The organism is Parabacteroides sp. AF27-14 (assembly GCF_003635425.1).
In the GTDB taxonomy this organism is placed as follows: domain Bacteria; phylum Bacteroidota; class Bacteroidia; order Bacteroidales; family Tannerellaceae; genus Parabacteroides; species Parabacteroides distasonis.
Genome location: NZ_QTLZ01000008.1, coordinates 187,253 through 205,397, shown reverse-complemented (window position 1 = coordinate 205,397; position 18,145 = coordinate 187,253). Strand labels below are relative to the sequence as shown.

At 49.1% G+C, this 18,145-nt stretch carries 12 protein-coding genes; 4 read left to right on the top strand and 8 right to left on the bottom strand.

The window, feature by feature from the left end; genetic code table 11:
- Positions 1-145 precede the first annotated feature (145 nt).
- Together DWY79_RS10845 and DWY79_RS10840 are read left to right on the top strand one after the other, a co-directional pair.
- Positions 146-964: an alpha/beta hydrolase gene (locus tag DWY79_RS10845; RefSeq protein ID WP_005866104.1), complete on the top strand. Its 819-nt coding sequence runs from the start codon at positions 146-148 to the stop codon at positions 962-964.
- A 27-nt stretch (positions 965-991) separates the two neighbouring features.
- The gene (locus DWY79_RS10840) at positions 992-2,437 is read left to right on the top strand and encodes a glycoside hydrolase family 30 beta sandwich domain-containing protein (RefSeq protein WP_005866106.1); all 1,446 of its coding nucleotides are present in this window, start codon (positions 992-994) and stop codon (positions 2,435-2,437) included.
- A 162-nt stretch (positions 2,438-2,599) separates the two neighbouring features.
- On the opposite strand, the gene DWY79_RS10835 is transcribed toward DWY79_RS10840, so the two are convergent.
- The 4 genes from DWY79_RS10835 to DWY79_RS10820 all read right to left on the bottom strand — a co-directional run bounded on the left by DWY79_RS10835 (position 2,600) and on the right by DWY79_RS10820 (position 10,086).
- Entirely contained in the window at positions 2,600-4,225 is a 1,626-nt protein-coding gene (locus DWY79_RS10835; protein WP_005866108.1) for an efflux RND transporter periplasmic adaptor subunit, read from the bottom strand.
- Between the two features lie 4 nt (positions 4,226-4,229).
- Positions 4,230-5,696 carry a TolC family protein gene (locus tag DWY79_RS10830; protein WP_232284059.1) on the bottom strand — a complete coding sequence of 489 codons (1,467 nt, stop codon included), beginning with the start codon at positions 5,694-5,696 and terminating at the stop codon, positions 4,230-4,232.
- A gap of 19 nt (positions 5,697-5,715) precedes the next feature.
- On the bottom strand, positions 5,716-9,462 hold the full coding sequence (locus DWY79_RS10825; RefSeq protein WP_122369340.1) for an efflux RND transporter permease subunit: 3,747 nt from the start codon (positions 9,460-9,462) through the stop codon (positions 5,716-5,718).
- Between the two features lie 237 nt (positions 9,463-9,699).
- Positions 9,700-10,086, bottom strand: coding sequence for a hypothetical protein (locus DWY79_RS10820; RefSeq protein WP_005866116.1), 387 nt, complete (start codon positions 10,084-10,086; stop codon positions 9,700-9,702).
- Between the two features lie 143 nt (positions 10,087-10,229).
- Between DWY79_RS10820 and DWY79_RS10815 the strand changes: the two genes are divergently transcribed.
- Entirely contained in the window at positions 10,230-11,513 is a 1,284-nt protein-coding gene (locus tag DWY79_RS10815) for a DcaP family trimeric outer membrane transporter (protein ID WP_005866118.1), read from the top strand.
- A gap of 81 nt (positions 11,514-11,594) precedes the next feature.
- On the opposite strand, the gene DWY79_RS10810 is transcribed toward DWY79_RS10815, so the two are convergent.
- Positions 11,595-13,166, bottom strand: coding sequence for a ClC family H(+)/Cl(-) exchange transporter (locus DWY79_RS10810; RefSeq protein ID WP_005866120.1), 1,572 nt, complete (start codon positions 13,164-13,166; stop codon positions 11,595-11,597).
- Positions 13,167-13,347: 181 nt separating this feature from the next.
- Entirely contained in the window at positions 13,348-14,346 is a 999-nt protein-coding gene (locus DWY79_RS10805; protein WP_008778107.1) for a hypothetical protein, read from the bottom strand.
- Positions 14,347-14,454: 108 nt separating this feature from the next.
- On the opposite strand from DWY79_RS10805, the gene DWY79_RS10800 reads away from it, so the two are divergent.
- Entirely contained in the window at positions 14,455-15,777 is a 1,323-nt protein-coding gene (locus tag DWY79_RS10800) for an MATE family efflux transporter (protein ID WP_122369339.1), read from the top strand.
- A 4-nt stretch (positions 15,778-15,781) separates the two neighbouring features.
- Here the strand turns inward: DWY79_RS10800 and DWY79_RS10795 are convergent, their stop codons facing one another.
- Positions 15,782-16,906 (bottom strand): DNA polymerase III subunit delta, encoded by a 1,125-nt coding sequence (locus DWY79_RS10795; protein WP_122369338.1) that lies wholly within the window; start codon positions 16,904-16,906, stop codon positions 15,782-15,784.
- 254 nt (positions 16,907-17,160) lie between these two features.
- Positions 17,161-18,114 (bottom strand): methylenetetrahydrofolate reductase [NAD(P)H], encoded by a 954-nt coding sequence (gene metF, locus DWY79_RS10790; protein ID WP_122369337.1) that lies wholly within the window; start codon positions 18,112-18,114, stop codon positions 17,161-17,163.
- Between the last annotated feature and the right edge of the window lie 31 nt (positions 18,115-18,145).

Here is an 18,145-nt window from a genome sequence, read left to right as displayed (position 1 = left end):
CACGCCGATGGTACTGCGTAACAGTGGAAGAGTAGGTAGCCGCCGTCTTGAAGCAAGGCGATAGCCGATGGAGAGGAGTCAGTCCGTAAGGGGTGACTCCTTTTTTTATATTAAATTTGATGTATTAAATCTATTATCTAATATCATGAAGAAAATCTATTTATTTCTATTTAGTCTGTTTATCTGTAATATCCTTGCGGCGCAAGATCAAGACTATAAAATAGTCAGAGATATCTCTTATACCCAATCGAAAAATCCATATGCGGTGGAACGTTGTAAATTGGATCTTTATTATCCCGAGAACGCAAAAGACTTCCCTACGGTAGTCTGGTTTCACGGAGGCGGCTTGTCGGGAGGTAGCAAATTCATCCCGGAGGAATTGAAGAACTGCGGATTAGCCGTTATCGCCGTAAATTACCGTCTGCTACCCAAAGCCACGTTGAGCGATTGTATCGATGACGCCGCCGCCGCTGTCGCTTGGACATTCAGCGAAATTGAGAAGTATGGTGGGGATAGGCGTAAAATCTTTGTCTCAGGTCATTCCGCCGGAGGTTATTTAACAAATATGGTCGGACTGGATAAGAAGTGGTTGACTAAGTACCGGATAGATGCTGATTCCATCGCCGCATTAATCCCTTTCAGCGGTCATGCGATCAGCCATTTCGCTTATCGGCAGGCGAAGGGGATGAAAGATACCCAACCGAGTATCGACGAGTTCGCCCCTTTGTTTTACGTACGTCCTGACGCTCCTCCATTGATTATCGTCTCGGGCGACCGGGAGATGGAGATGCTGGGCCGCTATGAGGAGAACGCCTATTTTTGGCGTATGATGAAAGTGGCCGGACATAAGAATACTTATATCTATGAGTTGGACGGATATGATCATGGATCGATGGCCGCTCCTGCCTTCCACATCTTAAAGAATCACGTGAATGCGATCTTGAAAGGTTCAGAAACCCGGTAATTCGATAAACTATTTAATTTAATACGTATGGTTCTCTTTTCTTTATTAATGGTCTTGATTTGCTTGAACGCATGTTCTGGAGCGAAGACCTCGGACAATGTAACGGTGTATGTCACGACAAACGATCGTGCGAAAGATTTCGTGAGAAGTGAGATCGCCTTGGGGGACAAACAAGCCGCCTCGCCTTCCGTGATAACGATAGACCCTTCGGTGCGCTATCAGACGATGGATGGCTTTGGCGCCGCCGTGACAGGCTCTACCTGCTATAACTTGATGCGGATGGCTCCCGAGGATCGGACAGCTTTCCTGAAAGAGACTTTCTCTGATACGGAGGGGATGGGGTATAGCTATATCCGTATCTCGATTGGCTGCTCGGACTTTTCTTTAAGTGAGTATACTTGTTGTGACACGAAGGGTGTCGAGAATTTCGCCTTGCAGAGCGAGGAGAAGGAGTATGTGATACCGATCTTGAAGGAGATCTTGGCGATCAGCCCTTCTATAAAAATCTTGGGATCGCCTTGGACTTGTCCAAGATGGATGAAGGTGGATAACTTAATGGATTTGCGCCCGTTCGAGTCATGGACTAGCGGACAGCTGAATCCCGCCTATTATCAAGATTACGCTACCTATTTCGTGAAATGGATACAGGCGATGGAGGCCGAGGGGATTCCTATCGAGGCGATAACTCCCCAAAACGAACCTTTGAACCGAGGAAATTCCGCTTCCTTATTTATGGGATGGGAGGAGCAACTCTCTTTCGTGCGTGACGCTCTAGGCCCTAAACTGAAAGAGACTGGCCTCAAGACGAAGATCTACGCTTTCGACCATAATTACAATTACGATAATATGTTGGAGCAGCAAGGCTATCCGATGAAAATCTACGAGGATGAGAATGCCGCTTCTTTCCTGACAGGTGCCGCTTACCATAATTACGGGGGCGACCGGGAGGAGTTGAATAACGTAAACGGCAAGTTCCCCGATAAAGAATTAATATTTACGGAAACTTCTATCGGCATGTGGAATGATGGACGTAACTTAGAGAAACGCTTGATGGAAGATATGGAGGAGACGGCCTTGGGTACGGTGAATAACTGGTGTAAGGCAGTTATCGTATGGAACTTGATGCTGGACAACGAGCGGGGACCGAACCGAGAGGGTGGTTGCCAGACTTGTTATGGTGCCGTGGATATCGATCGCTCGGATTATAAGACGATTACCCGGAATTCTCATTATTATATTATCGGTCATTTATCCTCTGTGGTGAAACCGGGGGCAGTACGGATCGGCTCTAAAGGGTATACGGCTGATGGGATTATGTATTCCGCCTTCGAGAATTTAGATGGAACGGAAGCGCTCGTATTACTAAATAATACGGACGGGACTAAAAATATAACGGTAAACAGTGGCGAACGTTCGTTTACCTATGAGGTTCCCGCTAAAGCAGTCGCTTCTTTCCGTTGGAATCTTTACTAATAAGGAGGGGGTGTTAAAAGTTGGTATTATGGCACGCAGATTTAGCAGATTTACGCAGATAATATATTGATTTTCATGTCATAAATCTGCGGTCATCTGCTCAATCAGCGTTATCTGCGTGCCATGTTCACACTTTTGACACACCCCCGAATGTCCAATACTTTATCTATAGTGGCAACAAGCCGGTAGCTTATCATATACGGCTTTATCCGCCTTATCCATATCCGTGTCATGGCCTACTTTAGCGATCGCCTTGCTGATCGCTTTCGGGGAGGTCTTTTGGGGATCGTACTGGAGATGGATCATCTGGGTATCTTTGTCCCAATGAGCGGATAACACACCATTTACCCCTTTTGCCGCTTTCTCGATACGTTCCTTGCACATATCGCAAGAGCCTTTGACACCGAACATGGCATGCTCGGAGGCTACCCCCGTGGCGCTTTGCGCATGCATCATATGCCCCTCATGCCCAATCATAGGCTTGGCGGGCTCGTCGCCGTTATTCATCATGGAAGTTTTTCCCTCCAGCTGTGCGCTGGCGTCTATGGCGAAGACTCCGTTGGTTACGATTTCCTCACCTTCTCGCAAGCCATTCAAGATAACATAAGAGTTACCAAGGGAAGGGCCTAGCTCCACTTCACGCATCAAGAAAGCGGGGGTATTCGTATCCGGTTGCTTTACGTACACGATAGCACGTTTACCCGTCCAGAGCACAGCGGTTTGCGGTACGACGATCTCGTTCTTATAGTTGCGGAGCGGGGCGCTTACGTTTGCCGTGGCGTACATCTCGGGCTTGAGCTCCAAAGAGGCGTTCGGTACCTCTACACGGACCTTGGCGGTACGGGTCGTCGTGTTCAAGATCGGGTCGATGAAAGAGATCTTACCCGAGAACTTCTTGCCGGGTAGCGCTTGCAGGGTAAATTCCACCGGATCACCTTTGCTAAGGAAAGGGAGATCCACCTCGAAAGCGTCGAACAAGGCCCATACCTTCGTGAGGTTCGCCACGTCGAAAAGGATAGCTCCTTGGGATACATAATCACCTTGGCTTACCCGCTTGGACAGGACGATACCGCTCGTGTTCGACTTGATCTCTACAACCGGGGAGATAGAGCCGGACTTCTCGATAGCGGCGATCTGGGCATCTGTCATCTTCCATAAATATAGTTTTTCACGGGCGGCCTGTATCAATTGAGATTGTCCCATGCGGATCGCTTCCAACAATTCTTGCTGGGCGGTGAAAAGCTCTGGGGAGTAGAGGGTAGCGAGGGTCTGTCCGGCACGCACCGTCTCACCCGTGAAATCAACGTTCAAGCTCTCGATGCGTCCGCTTACATGGGCTGTTTGAGATTGCAGGCTACGCTCGTCCGGTACGATCTTGCCGTATAAACGGACTTGCTTGACCGGATTCTGGCGGGATACCTTGGAGGTTTGTACGTCCGCTAAGGCTGCTGCTTCTTCCGAAAGCTGAATGGCGTTGGGATCGATGGCCTTGTCGGAGAAGGAGCTCTTACGTACGGGGATCAAATCCATGGCGCAGATAGGGCATTTACCCGGCTTGTCTTGGCGAATTTGGGGATGCATGGAACAAGTCCACTCGCCGGCCTCGTTCTGTTGGAGGTCGTGGCCATGCGTAGGGTCGTGAACTTCCGTGCCGGTCTCGCTCGCTTGTGACGTATGGCTGTCGGTATCGGAGTTATGGAACAGAAGCCAGCCCAACAAGAGGCCGCCCGCTAGGAACAGGATATATATCAGGTACTTGGATTTTACGGTTTCATTTATATTTTTCATTTTCTTATTCGTTTACAGAGGTGGATATTAATTTCTCGATTCCGGCGATTTGGGTATTATATTCCGCTATCGCTTCGCTTTTCTTCAAGTGATAGTCCAACATTTGTCGCTCCACTTGGATCACGTCGGTCAAGGTCGTACTTCCTGTCGAGAATTCCCGGACGATCAGTTGGTAGGTGGCCAACGATAGATCGTATTGTTTCTGGTACAAATCGATTTTCCGTGCGGCATCTTCCAATTGCTGGGTAATACGGATATACTCGGCTTGCAGTTGGTTCATCGTGTTCTCGTACTTCAACTCGCTGGATTTCCAATAATGCTTGCTTTCCCGTTGCTGTGCGTTATATTTCTTACGGAAGATAGGAAGGCTGATCTTTAGCATGGGCATGAACATATCCTTTCCGTTCATACCGGACATAGAGCCCATAGACATATCCTCTGGTTTCTTCCCGATCAAGGAATACTGGAGGCCGATACCTAGCATGGGGTAACTCATTTTCTTGTCCATCTCCGCCTTGGCTCGGTAAGCGTTTCCTTCCGCCTCCAGCATGGTAAGCATGGGGTTGTTGGAGATGACGTTGTCAAGAGCCATCGACTCACTCCATGAGAGAGGAAGCCGTTCCAACGAGTCGGGGACGGAAATCGGGGTAGCTAGCGACTGATTGAGCAACGTATTAAAAGCAGCCTCGGCCGTTTTCCGTTGCGATAACAAGGAGGCTAGCGTATTCTCCAGTTCTACCTTCTCCATCTGGATTCGCAGTACGTCCGACATTCCGCCCATGGAGTTGCCACTTCCCATAGAGCCTCCACCCATAGGGCTACCGCCGGACATTCCGGACATCGTACTACCGGATGCTCCCGTGCTTTGTACCGTAGGGCTTCCCATGCTACTGCCTCCCATACCCGACATACCTCCACCGGATACGGCGGGAGGAGTCGATGGAGCAGAAGATACGGGGGAGGGTAGGACGGAGGAACCGCCCGCCTTCGCCGACGGAGCGGAGAAGCGGTTCAATGCCAACTGTTCCAACTGGTCTAGCAGACGAAGGTTCGCCTGCGTATTTTTATATTGCTCGCTGATATTGCAAAGCTGGTACCATTGACTCTTCACCTCGTAATACAGGTTGTTGCGACTGTTACGGAATTGTTCGTAAGCCATCCGGGCCATCTCGGTCGCCTCGTTGCGGGCCGCCTTCCGGGTACCGAACCAAGGGAACATTTGCATCAAGGTGAAATCCGCTATTTGCTTTCCGGACAAGATCTCCATCGGTTTCAGGAAGAAACCGATCTCCAGTTCCGGGTCCGGATAGGCTCCGGCTTGCGGGACTTTCTCCAAAGATGCCTTATACAGGGAGAAGTCGGCGTTGATCTGCGGATTGTTACGTGCCGCCAGTTCCAGATAATAGCCTAAACTATCGGCCGGCTGGGAGTAAGCGAAAAGGACGTTTAGCATCCCCAGTACACCTGCCATGATGATTGATCTGATTCTTTTATATCTCATAAGTCGTTACCTCCTCTTGAATTTTATTCTTTTGTTCTTTCTTTATAGCGTTCTCCCGCCACCAGCATTGCAGGACGGGAACGACAAACATGGTCATACTCTGGATCAGCATTCCTCCGAACGTAGGGATAGCCATCGGTACCATGATATCCGCCCCCTTACCGGTAGAGGTAAGTACGGGGAGCAAAGCGATCAGGGTAGTGGCTGTAGTCATGGCCGCAGGGCGTACCCGTTTCAGTCCGGCGGCTACTACCGCTTCCCGGATATCGTGCTTGGTGCGGGGGTCTCGCTCGAGGAATACATGATGGATGTAGGTTCCCATCAATACCCCATCATCCGTAGCCACACCGAACAAGGCGATGAAACCGACCCAGACTGCCACGCTCAGATTGATCGTGTGCATCTGGAAAAGATCCCGCATATTCTCTCCGGCGATGGAGAAGTTCATGAACCAATCCTGTCCGTAAAGCCATAGCAAGATAAAACCTCCGGCGAAGGCCACGAACACCCCGGAGAAATGGATCAGTGAGGCAGTGACCGTCTTGAATTGAAAGTATAGAACCAGCAGGACGATCAACAAGGCGAGGGGAACGACGATCATCAGCCGGCTGGTGGCACGCTCCTGCTGCTCGTAATTGCCGGCGAACTTATAGGATACGCCGGGATCAAGGTTCAACCCTCCCTCCTTTATTTGTTGCTCAAGGATGCGGGAAGCCTCTTTCACGACATCCACTTCCGCCTTCCCCGCCAGTTTGTCGAAGATGACGTAGCCTACCAAGAAAGTGTTCTCGCTTTGGATCATCTGCGCTCCACGGGTATAGTTGATATCGGCAAGCTCTTTAAGCGGGACTTGCGCCCCAGTGGCGGTCGGTACGAGGATCATACCTAGCGCCTCTGGATTATCTCGAAGCTCACGAGCGTAGCGTAGGCGCACCGGGAAACGTTCCCTGCCTTCCACGGTGCGGGTCAGTACCATGCCACCGACAGCGGCACTTAATATCTCTTGCAAGTCCTCCACGTTTACGCCGTAACGGGCCATATTCTCACGGTTCAGTTCGATCTCCAGATAAGGGGCGCCTACCGCACGGTCGTAAAATACGGAAGAGGGGATAACGGAGGGTACCTCTTTCAATGCCTTCTCGATCGCCTTTCCGGCTTTCTCGATCGTCTCCAGATCCGGGCCATACACCTTGATACCCATCGGGGCACGCATACCGGTGGATAACATGACGAGACGGGCCTCGATAGGCTGCAGCTTCGGGGCGGAAGTCAATCCCGGAAGATGGGTGACGTTCACGATCTGTTGCCAGATATCGTTCGTGTTCTTGATCTCCGGTCGCCATTGGCGGAAGTAATCGCCTTTAGCGTCTGGGATCAGGCTGTCTGAGGGAATCAGCCGGAAACCGTCTTTGGGGTTATATACGCCTCCATCTTTTAGGAGATACTCCCCTTGCCGGTTTACCTTGAAACGTTCCCTTTTCCCGTCCTCATTCAGGATATATTCCGGACGGTAGTTGATCGTATTCTCGAACATCTGTACCGGCGCTGGATCGAGGGCGGAGTTTACACGGCCCCATTTACCGATGGCGGTCTCCACCTCGGGGATAGAGGCCAGCCGTTTGTCGAGCGCCTCTATATAATCAAGGTTTTGCTCGATACCGGAATGCGGCATGCTAGTCGGCATCAGTAGGAAAGAACCTTCGTTCAGGCTAGGCATAAACTCCTGTCCGATGCCTCTCCATATCCAGAAACCGAATACGATGGTAGCTCCCGGAATCAACATGAATTTCCAGCGGTTATCCAAGCACCAGCGCAATATCCTCTCATAATACATAACGAGCAGCCACAGGATGCTTAGGATGATGGCTACGCAACCCGCCACGAACAGGATATTGGCGAGCATCCCTTTTTGCGGCCCCATCGGCAACCATTCCTCGGACAGGTAATAGATCGAGACAAAGAGGGTGATACCGATATTGATATAAGTGCTCATCTGAGGCTTCTTCCAATACCCGGACAATAGATTATTCAACCCGACTGCCGTTAGCCCGATAGCGGGAATACTGCCATAGATAATAAGTAAGGCGATTCCGGCCACGATCAACAGGTAATTCAGTATTTTCCGTATCTGCCTTGAATGGATCTTTATCGAGAACAACCAATACGATAGGGAAGGAAGCAAGATCAATCCCAGCACGAAGGCGGAAGCCAAAGCATACGTCTTGGTGTAGGCCAAGGGCGAGAACATCTTCCCTTCCTGCGCCTCCATGGTGAAGACGGGGAGGAAGCTGACGATCGTCGTGATCATCGCCGTGCTGATCGCCCCGGACACCTCGCTTACCGCCTTATAAATAAGGTTGACAAACGCCTTTCCCCCCTGTATATGCCTGTTCTCGGGCATCTCCCGGTAACGGATGATACTTTCCACGAAGACGACCCCTACATCCACCATCACGCCAATGGCGATCGCTATACCCGATAAAGCCACGATATTCGCCGCTATCCCCGTATAACGCATGATGATGAACGTGGCGAGCACCGCTATCGGTAACATGCTGGCGATAACGATAGAGGCCCTTAGGTTGAGCACCAGCACGATGATAACGATCACGCAGATCAATATCTCGTGGGAGAGGGCGGTCTCCAACGTCCCGATCGTCTCCTTGATAAGCCCCGTACGGTCGTAGAACGGCACGACGGTTACCTTGGAGACCGTCCCGTCCGCCAGTACCTTCTGGGGCAATCCCGGTTCCATCTCCTTGATCTTCGCCTTTACGTTATTGATAACCTCCAAGGGGTTGGAGCCATAGCGGGCTACGACCACTCCGCCCACGGCCTCCACACCCTCCTTGTCCAGCCCTCCCCGTCGGGTTCCGGGGCCGATATTCACGAACGCCACGTCCGATATGCGAACCGGCACGCCTTCCCGAACGGTGACGACGGCATTCTCTATATCTTTTACATTCTTGATATACCCCAAGCCCCGGATCAGGTACTCCACCTTGTTGATCTCCATCGTCTCGGCGCCGATATCGAGGTTGCTCTTCTTGATGGCGCTCATGATATCCATCACGGAGACGTTGAAGGCGTACATGGCATCTGGGTTCAACTCGATCTGGTACTCCTTCACGAAGCCGCCCGCCGAGGCAACCTCGGATACCCCCTCGGCGGAGGATAAGGTGTACTTGACGTAGAAATCCTGTATCGTACGCAACTCCTCGGCGTTCCAGCCTCCGGTAGGTTTACCGGTCTTGGGGTCCCGTCCTTCCAGCGTATACCAATAGATCTGCCCGAGGGCGGTAGCGTCCGGTCCCAAGGTAGGCTGCACGCCTTCCGGCAAGGTTCCCGGAGGCAGGGAGTTCAGCTTCTCCAATATACGGGAACGGCTCCAGTAGAACTCTATATCGTCATCGAAGATAATGTATATGAAGGACATCCCGAACATGGAGGAACTACGGATCGTCTTCACTCCCGGGATACCTAAAAGAGAGGTGGTCAGCGGATAAGTGATCTGGTCCTGTATATCCTTCGGCGAGCGGCCCATCCATTCCGTGGCCACGATCTGCTGGTTATCGCCGATATCGGGGATGGCGTCTACCGGAATCGGATTCCGGGGAATGATCCCCCCGTGCCAATTGAAGGGGGACGTGGAGATGCCCCATACGATAATCAGCACTAGTAAAAGTAAGGTTACCACCCTGTTCTCAAGGAAGTAACGAATGATTCTGTTTAACATTTGAATGAGCTTTTATGATTTGAAAACATATGAGAACGCTTATTTGTTCGTCTTTGAAGGCAAGCGATCACATGAGTACTCGTGATGCTTTACGCCAGTACTCGCAATGGATTACTCCAGTATTTGCAATGGATTACTCCAGTACTTGCGGTGGATTACTCCAGTACTCGCAATAGATTACGCCGGTACTCGTGCGTAAACAGACGTAAATCGCCTTTTAAAAAGGAAGCCTATACGCTAAATCAAAAAAGTACAATGATGGACGAATAACGGGATAGCGCTATTCTCCTTGGGTGGATTAATAAAGGGATTGGAACGTGTTGTCTCGTCTCGCCCGGCGATCTTATAGGAGTCGAGTAGATCGAACAATAAAACTACAGCGACAGGAGCGGACAATTGCACGAGCGTATTCGCCACATCCTGATCGACGGATAACTTAACATATTCCGTCTTGGTAGAGCAGCACTTATGGGACGTGCCCGCCTCACCGCAACTGGGGCAAGTGTCAAGATACTGCAAACTCACCTCCGCCAACTTACCCATACAATAATGGTAATTCAGCGCAAACCCGGAGGAAACCCCGAGGTAAAGAACAGCGAGTATGAACAATAAAAATCTTCTCATCCCAAGTAATATATTCCGCAAATATATGAATATTTTTTGAACGGGCAATAGGGTGGAAAAAGTGCTCGTAGGGTTGTTAAAATCAGAACCTTTTCTTTATAGCCTTGTTCAAGGTAGGTAATTAATCTAAACAAAACACATTTATGAGACTATTTGTACAAGGAGCAGTATTACTGCTAGGTATGGGATTCTTATCGGCTCCCGCTAAGGCTCAAAAGGTGGTCATCGAGGATGACGTGCCAAATTCGATAGTCCTTGTCAGCCAAGACAAGGCAGGTGATGAAATCGTGAGGATAATGAATGAGACGCAGAGCCCTCGTTTCCACGACCCGAAAGCCCCCCGCTTCGTATTGACCGATCGTAAGGGACGTTTCGCCTTGGGTATCGGCGGTTACGTGAAGGCTACGGCGGAGTATGATTTCGGCGGGATCTCGGATGATGTCGATTTCTATCCGTCCATGATCCCGAATGGTGGGCAGAACTACGTCCGTAACCAGTTCCAGATGGACGCTACTACCAGTACGATATTCTTGAAATTAGTGGGTCGTACCAAACACCTCGGGGATTTCGTCGTGTATACGGCGGGTAACTTCCGGGGAGGCAGCAAGGTCTTCGAGCTCCAGAACGCCTATGTGTCTTTCCTTGGTTTCACGATGGGTTACGATTATAGTACCTTCATGGATCTGGCCGCCCTTCCGCCCTCGATCGATTATGCGGGGCCTGCCGGACAGGTTTTCAGCCGTGCCACCCTGTTACGCTATGAGCGTGCTTTCGGTAAGGGATGGAAAGCGGGTGTAGGTATCGAGATGCCAGTGGTGGATGGCATCACGAACCAAAGCGTGAATATCAGTAACCAACGTATGCCGAACTTCCCTGCCTATATCCAATACGCTTGGAATAAGAGCAGCCATATCCGTGTAGCTGGTATCGTACGTAATATGACGTATGAGAACTTGGTGGCGCAACGGGCCGAGTCTAAGGCCGGATGGGGCGTGTTTGCCGCCTCTACGTTCAATGTGACGAGCAAGCTGAACTTCTACGGTCAGGCTACTTACGGCCGGGGGATCAGCCAGTTCTTGAATGATATCAGTAATCTGGACGTGGATCTGGTTCCGGACCCCGAGGCCAAAGGCAAGATGCAAGTGCTTCCGATGATGGGTTGGTACGCTGGCTTGCAGTATAATATCACGCCGAAGGTATTCGTCTCCAGCACCTATAGCCAGACTCGTTTATACAGCGAGAATGATTACCCGGTTACCCCGTCGGATCAATACCGCTACGGTCAATACTTGGTAGCCAACATTTTCTGGAACGTGAACGCTAATCTGCAAGTCGGCGCCGAGTATTTGAGAGGCTGGCGTACCGATTTCAACGATATGACCCGCCACGCCAACCGACTTAATGTTTCCGCTCAATATAACTTCTGATAATGTAGCGTTTTGTTGATGTGCCACACCGGGGGATTCTTGGTGTGGCATTTCTTTTCGAGGCGATTGGCAGGTCTGCGATTAATAGATGTTCGCCATGCTAATCAGCGGCTCATACAGCTTCTCGATATCCTGCGAATCGATCTCGATCTCAACTTGATCACCGGGGATAAGAGTCTGTCCGGCGGGAGCCAAGTCCTTGCGATCCCGGTGAATAGTCTTGATGATACAACGTTGGGGGAGGGTGAGGTGATCTACCTCCTTCCCGTCGAAATAGGCACCTGTCATGATCTCTACGAACAGGCTGGAACGCCCTTCGGTACGGAAGGCTGGAGTCGAGATCATCTCGTCGTAGAGAACCACGTTAAAGGGCTTTATCTGTAGCATTTCCGTGAAGTAATACGTAAGCCCGCCGACAATGATAGAGGGGTAGAATACATCCAGATGCCCGGTTATCTCCGTAATCAAGACGATACCCGTCAGCGGTGTCCGGACTACCGCCACCAAGAAACCTACCATGCTGATTAACATGATATAGCTGATGCTCTCCGTTTCAATGAAACCATACTTCACCAATAATAAGGCGATGATCTGCCCGAACAATCCCCCGGTAACTAGTGTAGGGATGAAATTCCCTCCCGGCAGTCCGGAGGAGAAAGAGAGAGACGTGAATATCAAGTGGATGAGCATCATCGCCGCTATCCATAAAACGGGGTGATATCCATGCATCGCTTGCATGATAAGGAATTGCTCGCCTCCTCCTGTCAAATCGATCTCCGTCAATGAGATCGTATACGCTATGATAAGCAGGTACAACATCTTCATATAAGGAGGATGCTTCAGTCTGGTAAAGAAATCCTTGCACCAAAGGGTAAACATCGAGTAAATTTTCCCGAAGACGGAAATAACCACGGCCAGAAATAAGAACAACTTCAGTTGATCTATAAAAGTAGCCTGCGGGGCAATAGCGCTAATCTGCGAGTAGGGGTTGAAGGGGAAAATCAAGCTCGCTACGCCTCCCGCCACGACCCCTGCCAGCAAGGTGGTAATGGCGGTCTTGGGAGCGTCGAACCGTTCGATGGACTCGATCACCAAAAGTGAGGAAGCGAGGGGAGCGGCGAAAGCGGCGGCCAATCCGGCACCTGCGCCGGCAGCCAAAAGTTGCTTGCGCTCTCCAGCCAATACGTGTCCCCATTTGGAAATGATATTCCCCACGTAAGATCCGATCTGTACGCACGGTCCCTCACGACCAAGGGACAGGCCGGCGCTGATCGCTAATATCCCTCCCGTGAACTTGGCGATTAATTGTGTCAACGGGTTTTTATAAGTGATCCTGCCATTGATAACCGCCCGTGTCTGGGGAATGCCCCCACCGGTAATCAGCGGCATCTTCTTGACCATCCAATTCACGCAAAGCAATATACCCCATAGCGTGAAGAAGAACAAGACATGGAAATACCAAGGGTAATGACCGTCGAAAAAAAGTTTCCGGCTATTGAATAACTGCTGGAGCAGATAGTGATAAGGTACCGCTACCAACCCGGTCAGCAATCCCACGAAAATGCTTACAAAATAAAGTCTGGCGTCAATAAGTTTCAATTTCCAGATCCGCCAGCGCCTCAATTTTGTTATATCTAAGAGATCATTATCCATCGGACTCACCTTGTTTTCGTTTCCTGTTACAACAACCGAGGTAAATAAGAGGTTTAAAATCTCATTCCATTGAACCTTTTTTAAAAAGCCTTGTTATTAAGATATAGTGTTTTTCATGGTATTAGAATTAAGTTAGATTAGGTTATCCGTCTTGTTCGTGAGAATAGGGCGGTTTTCCTGTTTATAGGGGTTTGTACTTTGAGGCGGTTAGGATTTCTTGGGCGTCGTTGTTTTGCATCAACGCCTCCGGGGTAGATCCCGTCTCCTTCATGTACTGGTTGATGATCTGCCAGCCTATCCAAGTCCCGATATTCCCGGGAGCGTCGTTCTCGGGGAAAATGGCCGGGGTATCCTCGAAATACTGGGAAGTTGTCAGTTGATCCGGGGTATAAAGATGCTTGCGCTCGATGATTGCTTTCCAGATTGTTCCTTCGTTGTCCTTGCACCAGTTGTAGGCCTGTTCGGTGTATCCCATTAGCTCGGCGGCATCGGGAACGCCTAGGGCTTGCGAGAGCAGGTATTTGATTTTTCCCTCGTAAATCATCCGGTCCAGCAATACGTTCTCTTTTCCCGCGAAAGGATATTCGGACATGAGCCACCCCGCCAGATAATCCGGGACCACGAGTCCACGTTGCATTTTCAATTTCTGGGAGTCATAGAAGAAATCTTGATACAAGGGATAGTCCTTTCCCATATACTTATCGATGGAAAGGGAAAGCAGGCTATCGCCTACCAATACGTTCTGGTTGAAACCGGATACATGCATATAGATAGCAGGGATCTGCATCGAGGGGAAATTCTCCTTTAGATAGGCGAATCCGTATCCCAAGGATTTCTCGATATCCTCCACGGAATCATATTGGGTGATAGCGTCACGATACAAGCCTTTCAAGGTAGGCTCCGAGTAATAATTCCGCATTTTCTCGAAGAAGCCGGGAGTCTCGATGGTTTGCAGGTTTAATATGCCTTTCCCGATGATATCCAGCATTTCCGGGTATTGTTTGATTAGTTCGGGTTGCAAGGTGGTATCTTCCGTATCGATCAGCCGGAATAAATCCTTGTCAAAACGATTGATATGCAGGGGTTCGACGGTAGCGTAGTTGATCGTATTTGTGTTTTGCCCGTTGCAGCTCAATAGCGTAGCGGACAAAATACAGGCCATGATGAGTTTTGTAACCATATCTCTTCGTATAATAATGTAATATGATAAGAAACGGATCGCATGGGGTAATATTGTGTGACTGGCATCTTATTACTACCTTTGCCTCCCTTTTATTTAAGATTCATCATGCGATATACGAACAAACAAATTCTAAAGATCACGTATCCGGTATTAATCAGCTTGCTCATGGAGCATATGATCGGATTGACGGATACCGCTTATCTGGGACGTGTCGGCGAGGTCGAGCTAGGTGCCTCCGCCTTGGCAGGAGTCTATTATCTCGTGATTTATATGCTGGGCTTTGGTTTCAGTGTAGGCGCTCAGGTGCTGATGGCACGTCGTAACGGTGAGGGGGAGTATAAACGGATCGGCGAGGTTTTCACGCAAGGCGGGCTATTCCTTTTTTTGCTGGCGGCGGTGTTGTTTACGGCCTCTAATCTGCTTACGCCCCATCTGCTCCACCGGATGATCGGTTCGGAAGAGGTGTATCGAGCGACGATGAGCTATCTGGACTGGCGGGTGTACGGGTTCTTCTTCTCTTTTATAGCGGTGATGTTCCGTGCGTTTTACGTGAGTACGACGAATACGAAGATCTTGACGGCCAATTCGGTGGTGATGGTGCTTACCAACGTGGTCTTGAACTATATCTTGATATTCGGTAAGTTCGGGTTCCCCGCTTTGGGGATAGCGGGTGCCGCTATCGCTTCCTCGATCTCGGAAGCTGTTTCCGTATTGTTCTTCGTGATTTATACTTGGAAGAAGATAGATTATAAAAAATATGGTCTGTTCCGTTTTACGAGAGTGGATTTTAGGATGCTGGGACAAATACTGAGTGTCTCTATCTGGGTGATGATCCAGCATGGGATCGCTTTTGGGGGATGGTTTATCTTCTTTATCGCTATGGAGCATCTGGGTGAGCGGCCGTTGGCGATTACGAATGTGGTACGTAGCATCTCCTCGTTCCTGTTTATGTTCGTGAATGCTTTCGCCTCCACGAACAGCTCGCTGGTAAGTAACTTGATCGGTGCCGGGGAGTCGGACCGGGTGCTTCCGCTTTGCCGGAGGATGATCGGGCTATGCTATGCGTTCGTGCTACCGATCGGTATCTTGATCGCTATGTTCCCGTCTACCGTATTGCGTATTTATACGGATAACCCGGACTTGATCGCTAGCTCGATCTCCTCGTTGTGGGTGATGCTGTCTTCTTATCTCTTCGCTGTTCCCGGTTTTATTTATTTCTTTAGCGTATCGGGGACAGGCAATACCCGCCGTGCGCTGGAAATCGATATGGCTAGCATATTCGTGTACGTATTATATATATTGTATGTCGCTGTATGGTTGCGTGCGGACGTGGCGGTTTGCTGGACTACGGAGTATGTATATAATATCATGATCCTTTCTTCTTTCTTCTATCTGTGGAAAGGAAATTGGCGTAACAAGAAAATCTGAAGACTTATCTTTTGATTAGTACGGTAATTCGTAAGGATAAATCAAAAAAGACCATCTTGGCATTCACGTTCTGTGTGATATGGCGTTCCGCTTTCGCCAATTCTTCCATCAAATCGATCACGTTTCGTTCGTTCACGAAAGGTGAGAACTTAACTGAGAAGCTTGCCTCGTCTAGATTCATATAATTAAGTTCGGGTGATTGGAACCGGTACATGAAGTTCTCCCGGATCAAATGCTGGCAATAGGAGAGGAAGTTTTTCTGTCGCTCCCGTCCGATCCCTGCCATGACGTCTGCCATCGCTTTCATGCCTTTTACGTTTCGTGCCCATGAGTTTCGCATCATGGCCTTGAATTGCTCCAGAAAGAATTTGTTTTCCTCGCCCAAGCTAATCGCCTCCATCGCCTTGATAAAACTTCCGGAGGAGAGGTGAGCGACGTGTTTAGCGTCGTCGGGCGAAAGCCCGAAACGGGATACCATGGCATTCATGATCGCATCGGTCTCAATGGGACGGATGTGGATGCGTTGCGCACGGGATTGGATGGTCCCGAGGATAAGATCCGGAGTCTCGGATACCATAAGGATAACCGTTCTCATAGGAGGCTCCTCTATGATTTTCAGAAGCTTATTGGCACAAGTAGGATGCAGTTTCTCCGGCAACCAAACTATCAAGATACGATATTCCGCCTCATAAATCTTTAGGCTCAGTTTATGGATAATCTCATCGCTTTCCTTGGAATAGATGATGGCTTGTGAGTTTCCGGCCTCGATATAATCCAGCCATTCATCCATATTGAAATAGGGATGTTCTTTGAGGAACCCACGCCATTCACTGAGATAATCATCGCAGACCTCTTTCTTTTTCTCTTTCTTGGCTACGATCGGGAATACAAAATGTAAATCGGGATGTGCCAATTCGTCATATTTGAGGCATGACGGGCAACGTCCACAAGCGTCCGTGTCCGTCCGGTTCGTACAATTCAGATAACGGGCGTAAGCCAAAGCCAGCGGAAACGCCCCGGCTCCCCCTTGCTCTGTGAATAACTGTGCATGGGGTACGATCCCCGTCCGAGCCGATTGTCTCAACCGTTCCTTCACTTCCTCTTGCCCGATGATATCTTTAAAATACATGAGATATTTCCTTTTCTATAGAATAATGAACGAAGTTACGGAAAAGTATTCAGATATCAAAAAGCGCGAGGTTTTGTAAATATCAATTGACATATGTAGAGTAAAACTAAGAACGGATACAATACCAAGTCAAGTCCAATAAAGAATATGTATTTCATTACCTTAGAATTTTAAAAATAACCATACTTAGTACATGATTGTTCAATCGTGTACTTCTATTAGACAACTCAGCGTATAAAAACCCCTATTGTATTTCAATAAATTTCTTTCGCTATTTTGTAAACGCTATCCGAGGCCATCATTGTGTAGAAATGTAAGCTCGGTACGCCATGAGCGATCAGATCCTTGCACTGCTGTATACACCATTCCACACCCACCTCTTTCGCTTCCGCATCATCTTTACATTTACGTAATTCTGTTGCGAAAGGCTCCGGGATATCCGCACGGAATATCTTCGGAAGAACCGTTAATTGGTTCTTGAAAACGATCGGTTTGATACCGGGGATGATGGGAACCGTGATGCCTTCCGCACGGCAACGATCCACGAACGCATAATATTTTTCATTATCGAAGAACATTTGGGTTACCAGATATTCAGCGCCATTTTTTACTTTCTCCTTTAAGTAATAGATATCAGATTCCATATTGGGCGCTTCCTCGTGCTTCTCCGGATAGCAAGCCATGCCGTACGAGAAGGGAGTCTCTATACCGTCTATCTTGGAACCGTCTAACGCGATACCTTCGTTGAAATGATTTACCTGCTGCTGTAAATCAGTCGCGTGATCGTGGTATAACTCCGGGTTTTGCTGGGAGGCCTCTAAGGTCTTTATATCTCCCCTTAATATTAAGAGGTTGTTTACGCCAAGGAAGTTCAAATCGATCAAAGCGTATTCCGTCTCGTCTTTCGTAAAGCCTTTACATATAATATGGGGTACGGCAGGAATACCGTATTTATTCTGGATAGCCGAAGCGATCGCTACGGAGCCCGGACGTTTACGGATGTTTACTTTCTGGAAACTTCCGTCTGGTAAGGTTTTATAGACGAACTCGCTATGGTGGGAGGTGATATTTATGTATTTAGGGTCGAATTCCTTCAACTTGTCAATTACATTATACACCTTCTGGATACTGTTACCTTTCAGCGGCGGTAATATCTCGAAAGAAAAAGCGGTACTCTTACTATGCCTTATCAGATCAATGACTTTCATATTTTAATTATTTTTGACGCGAATGTAGCAA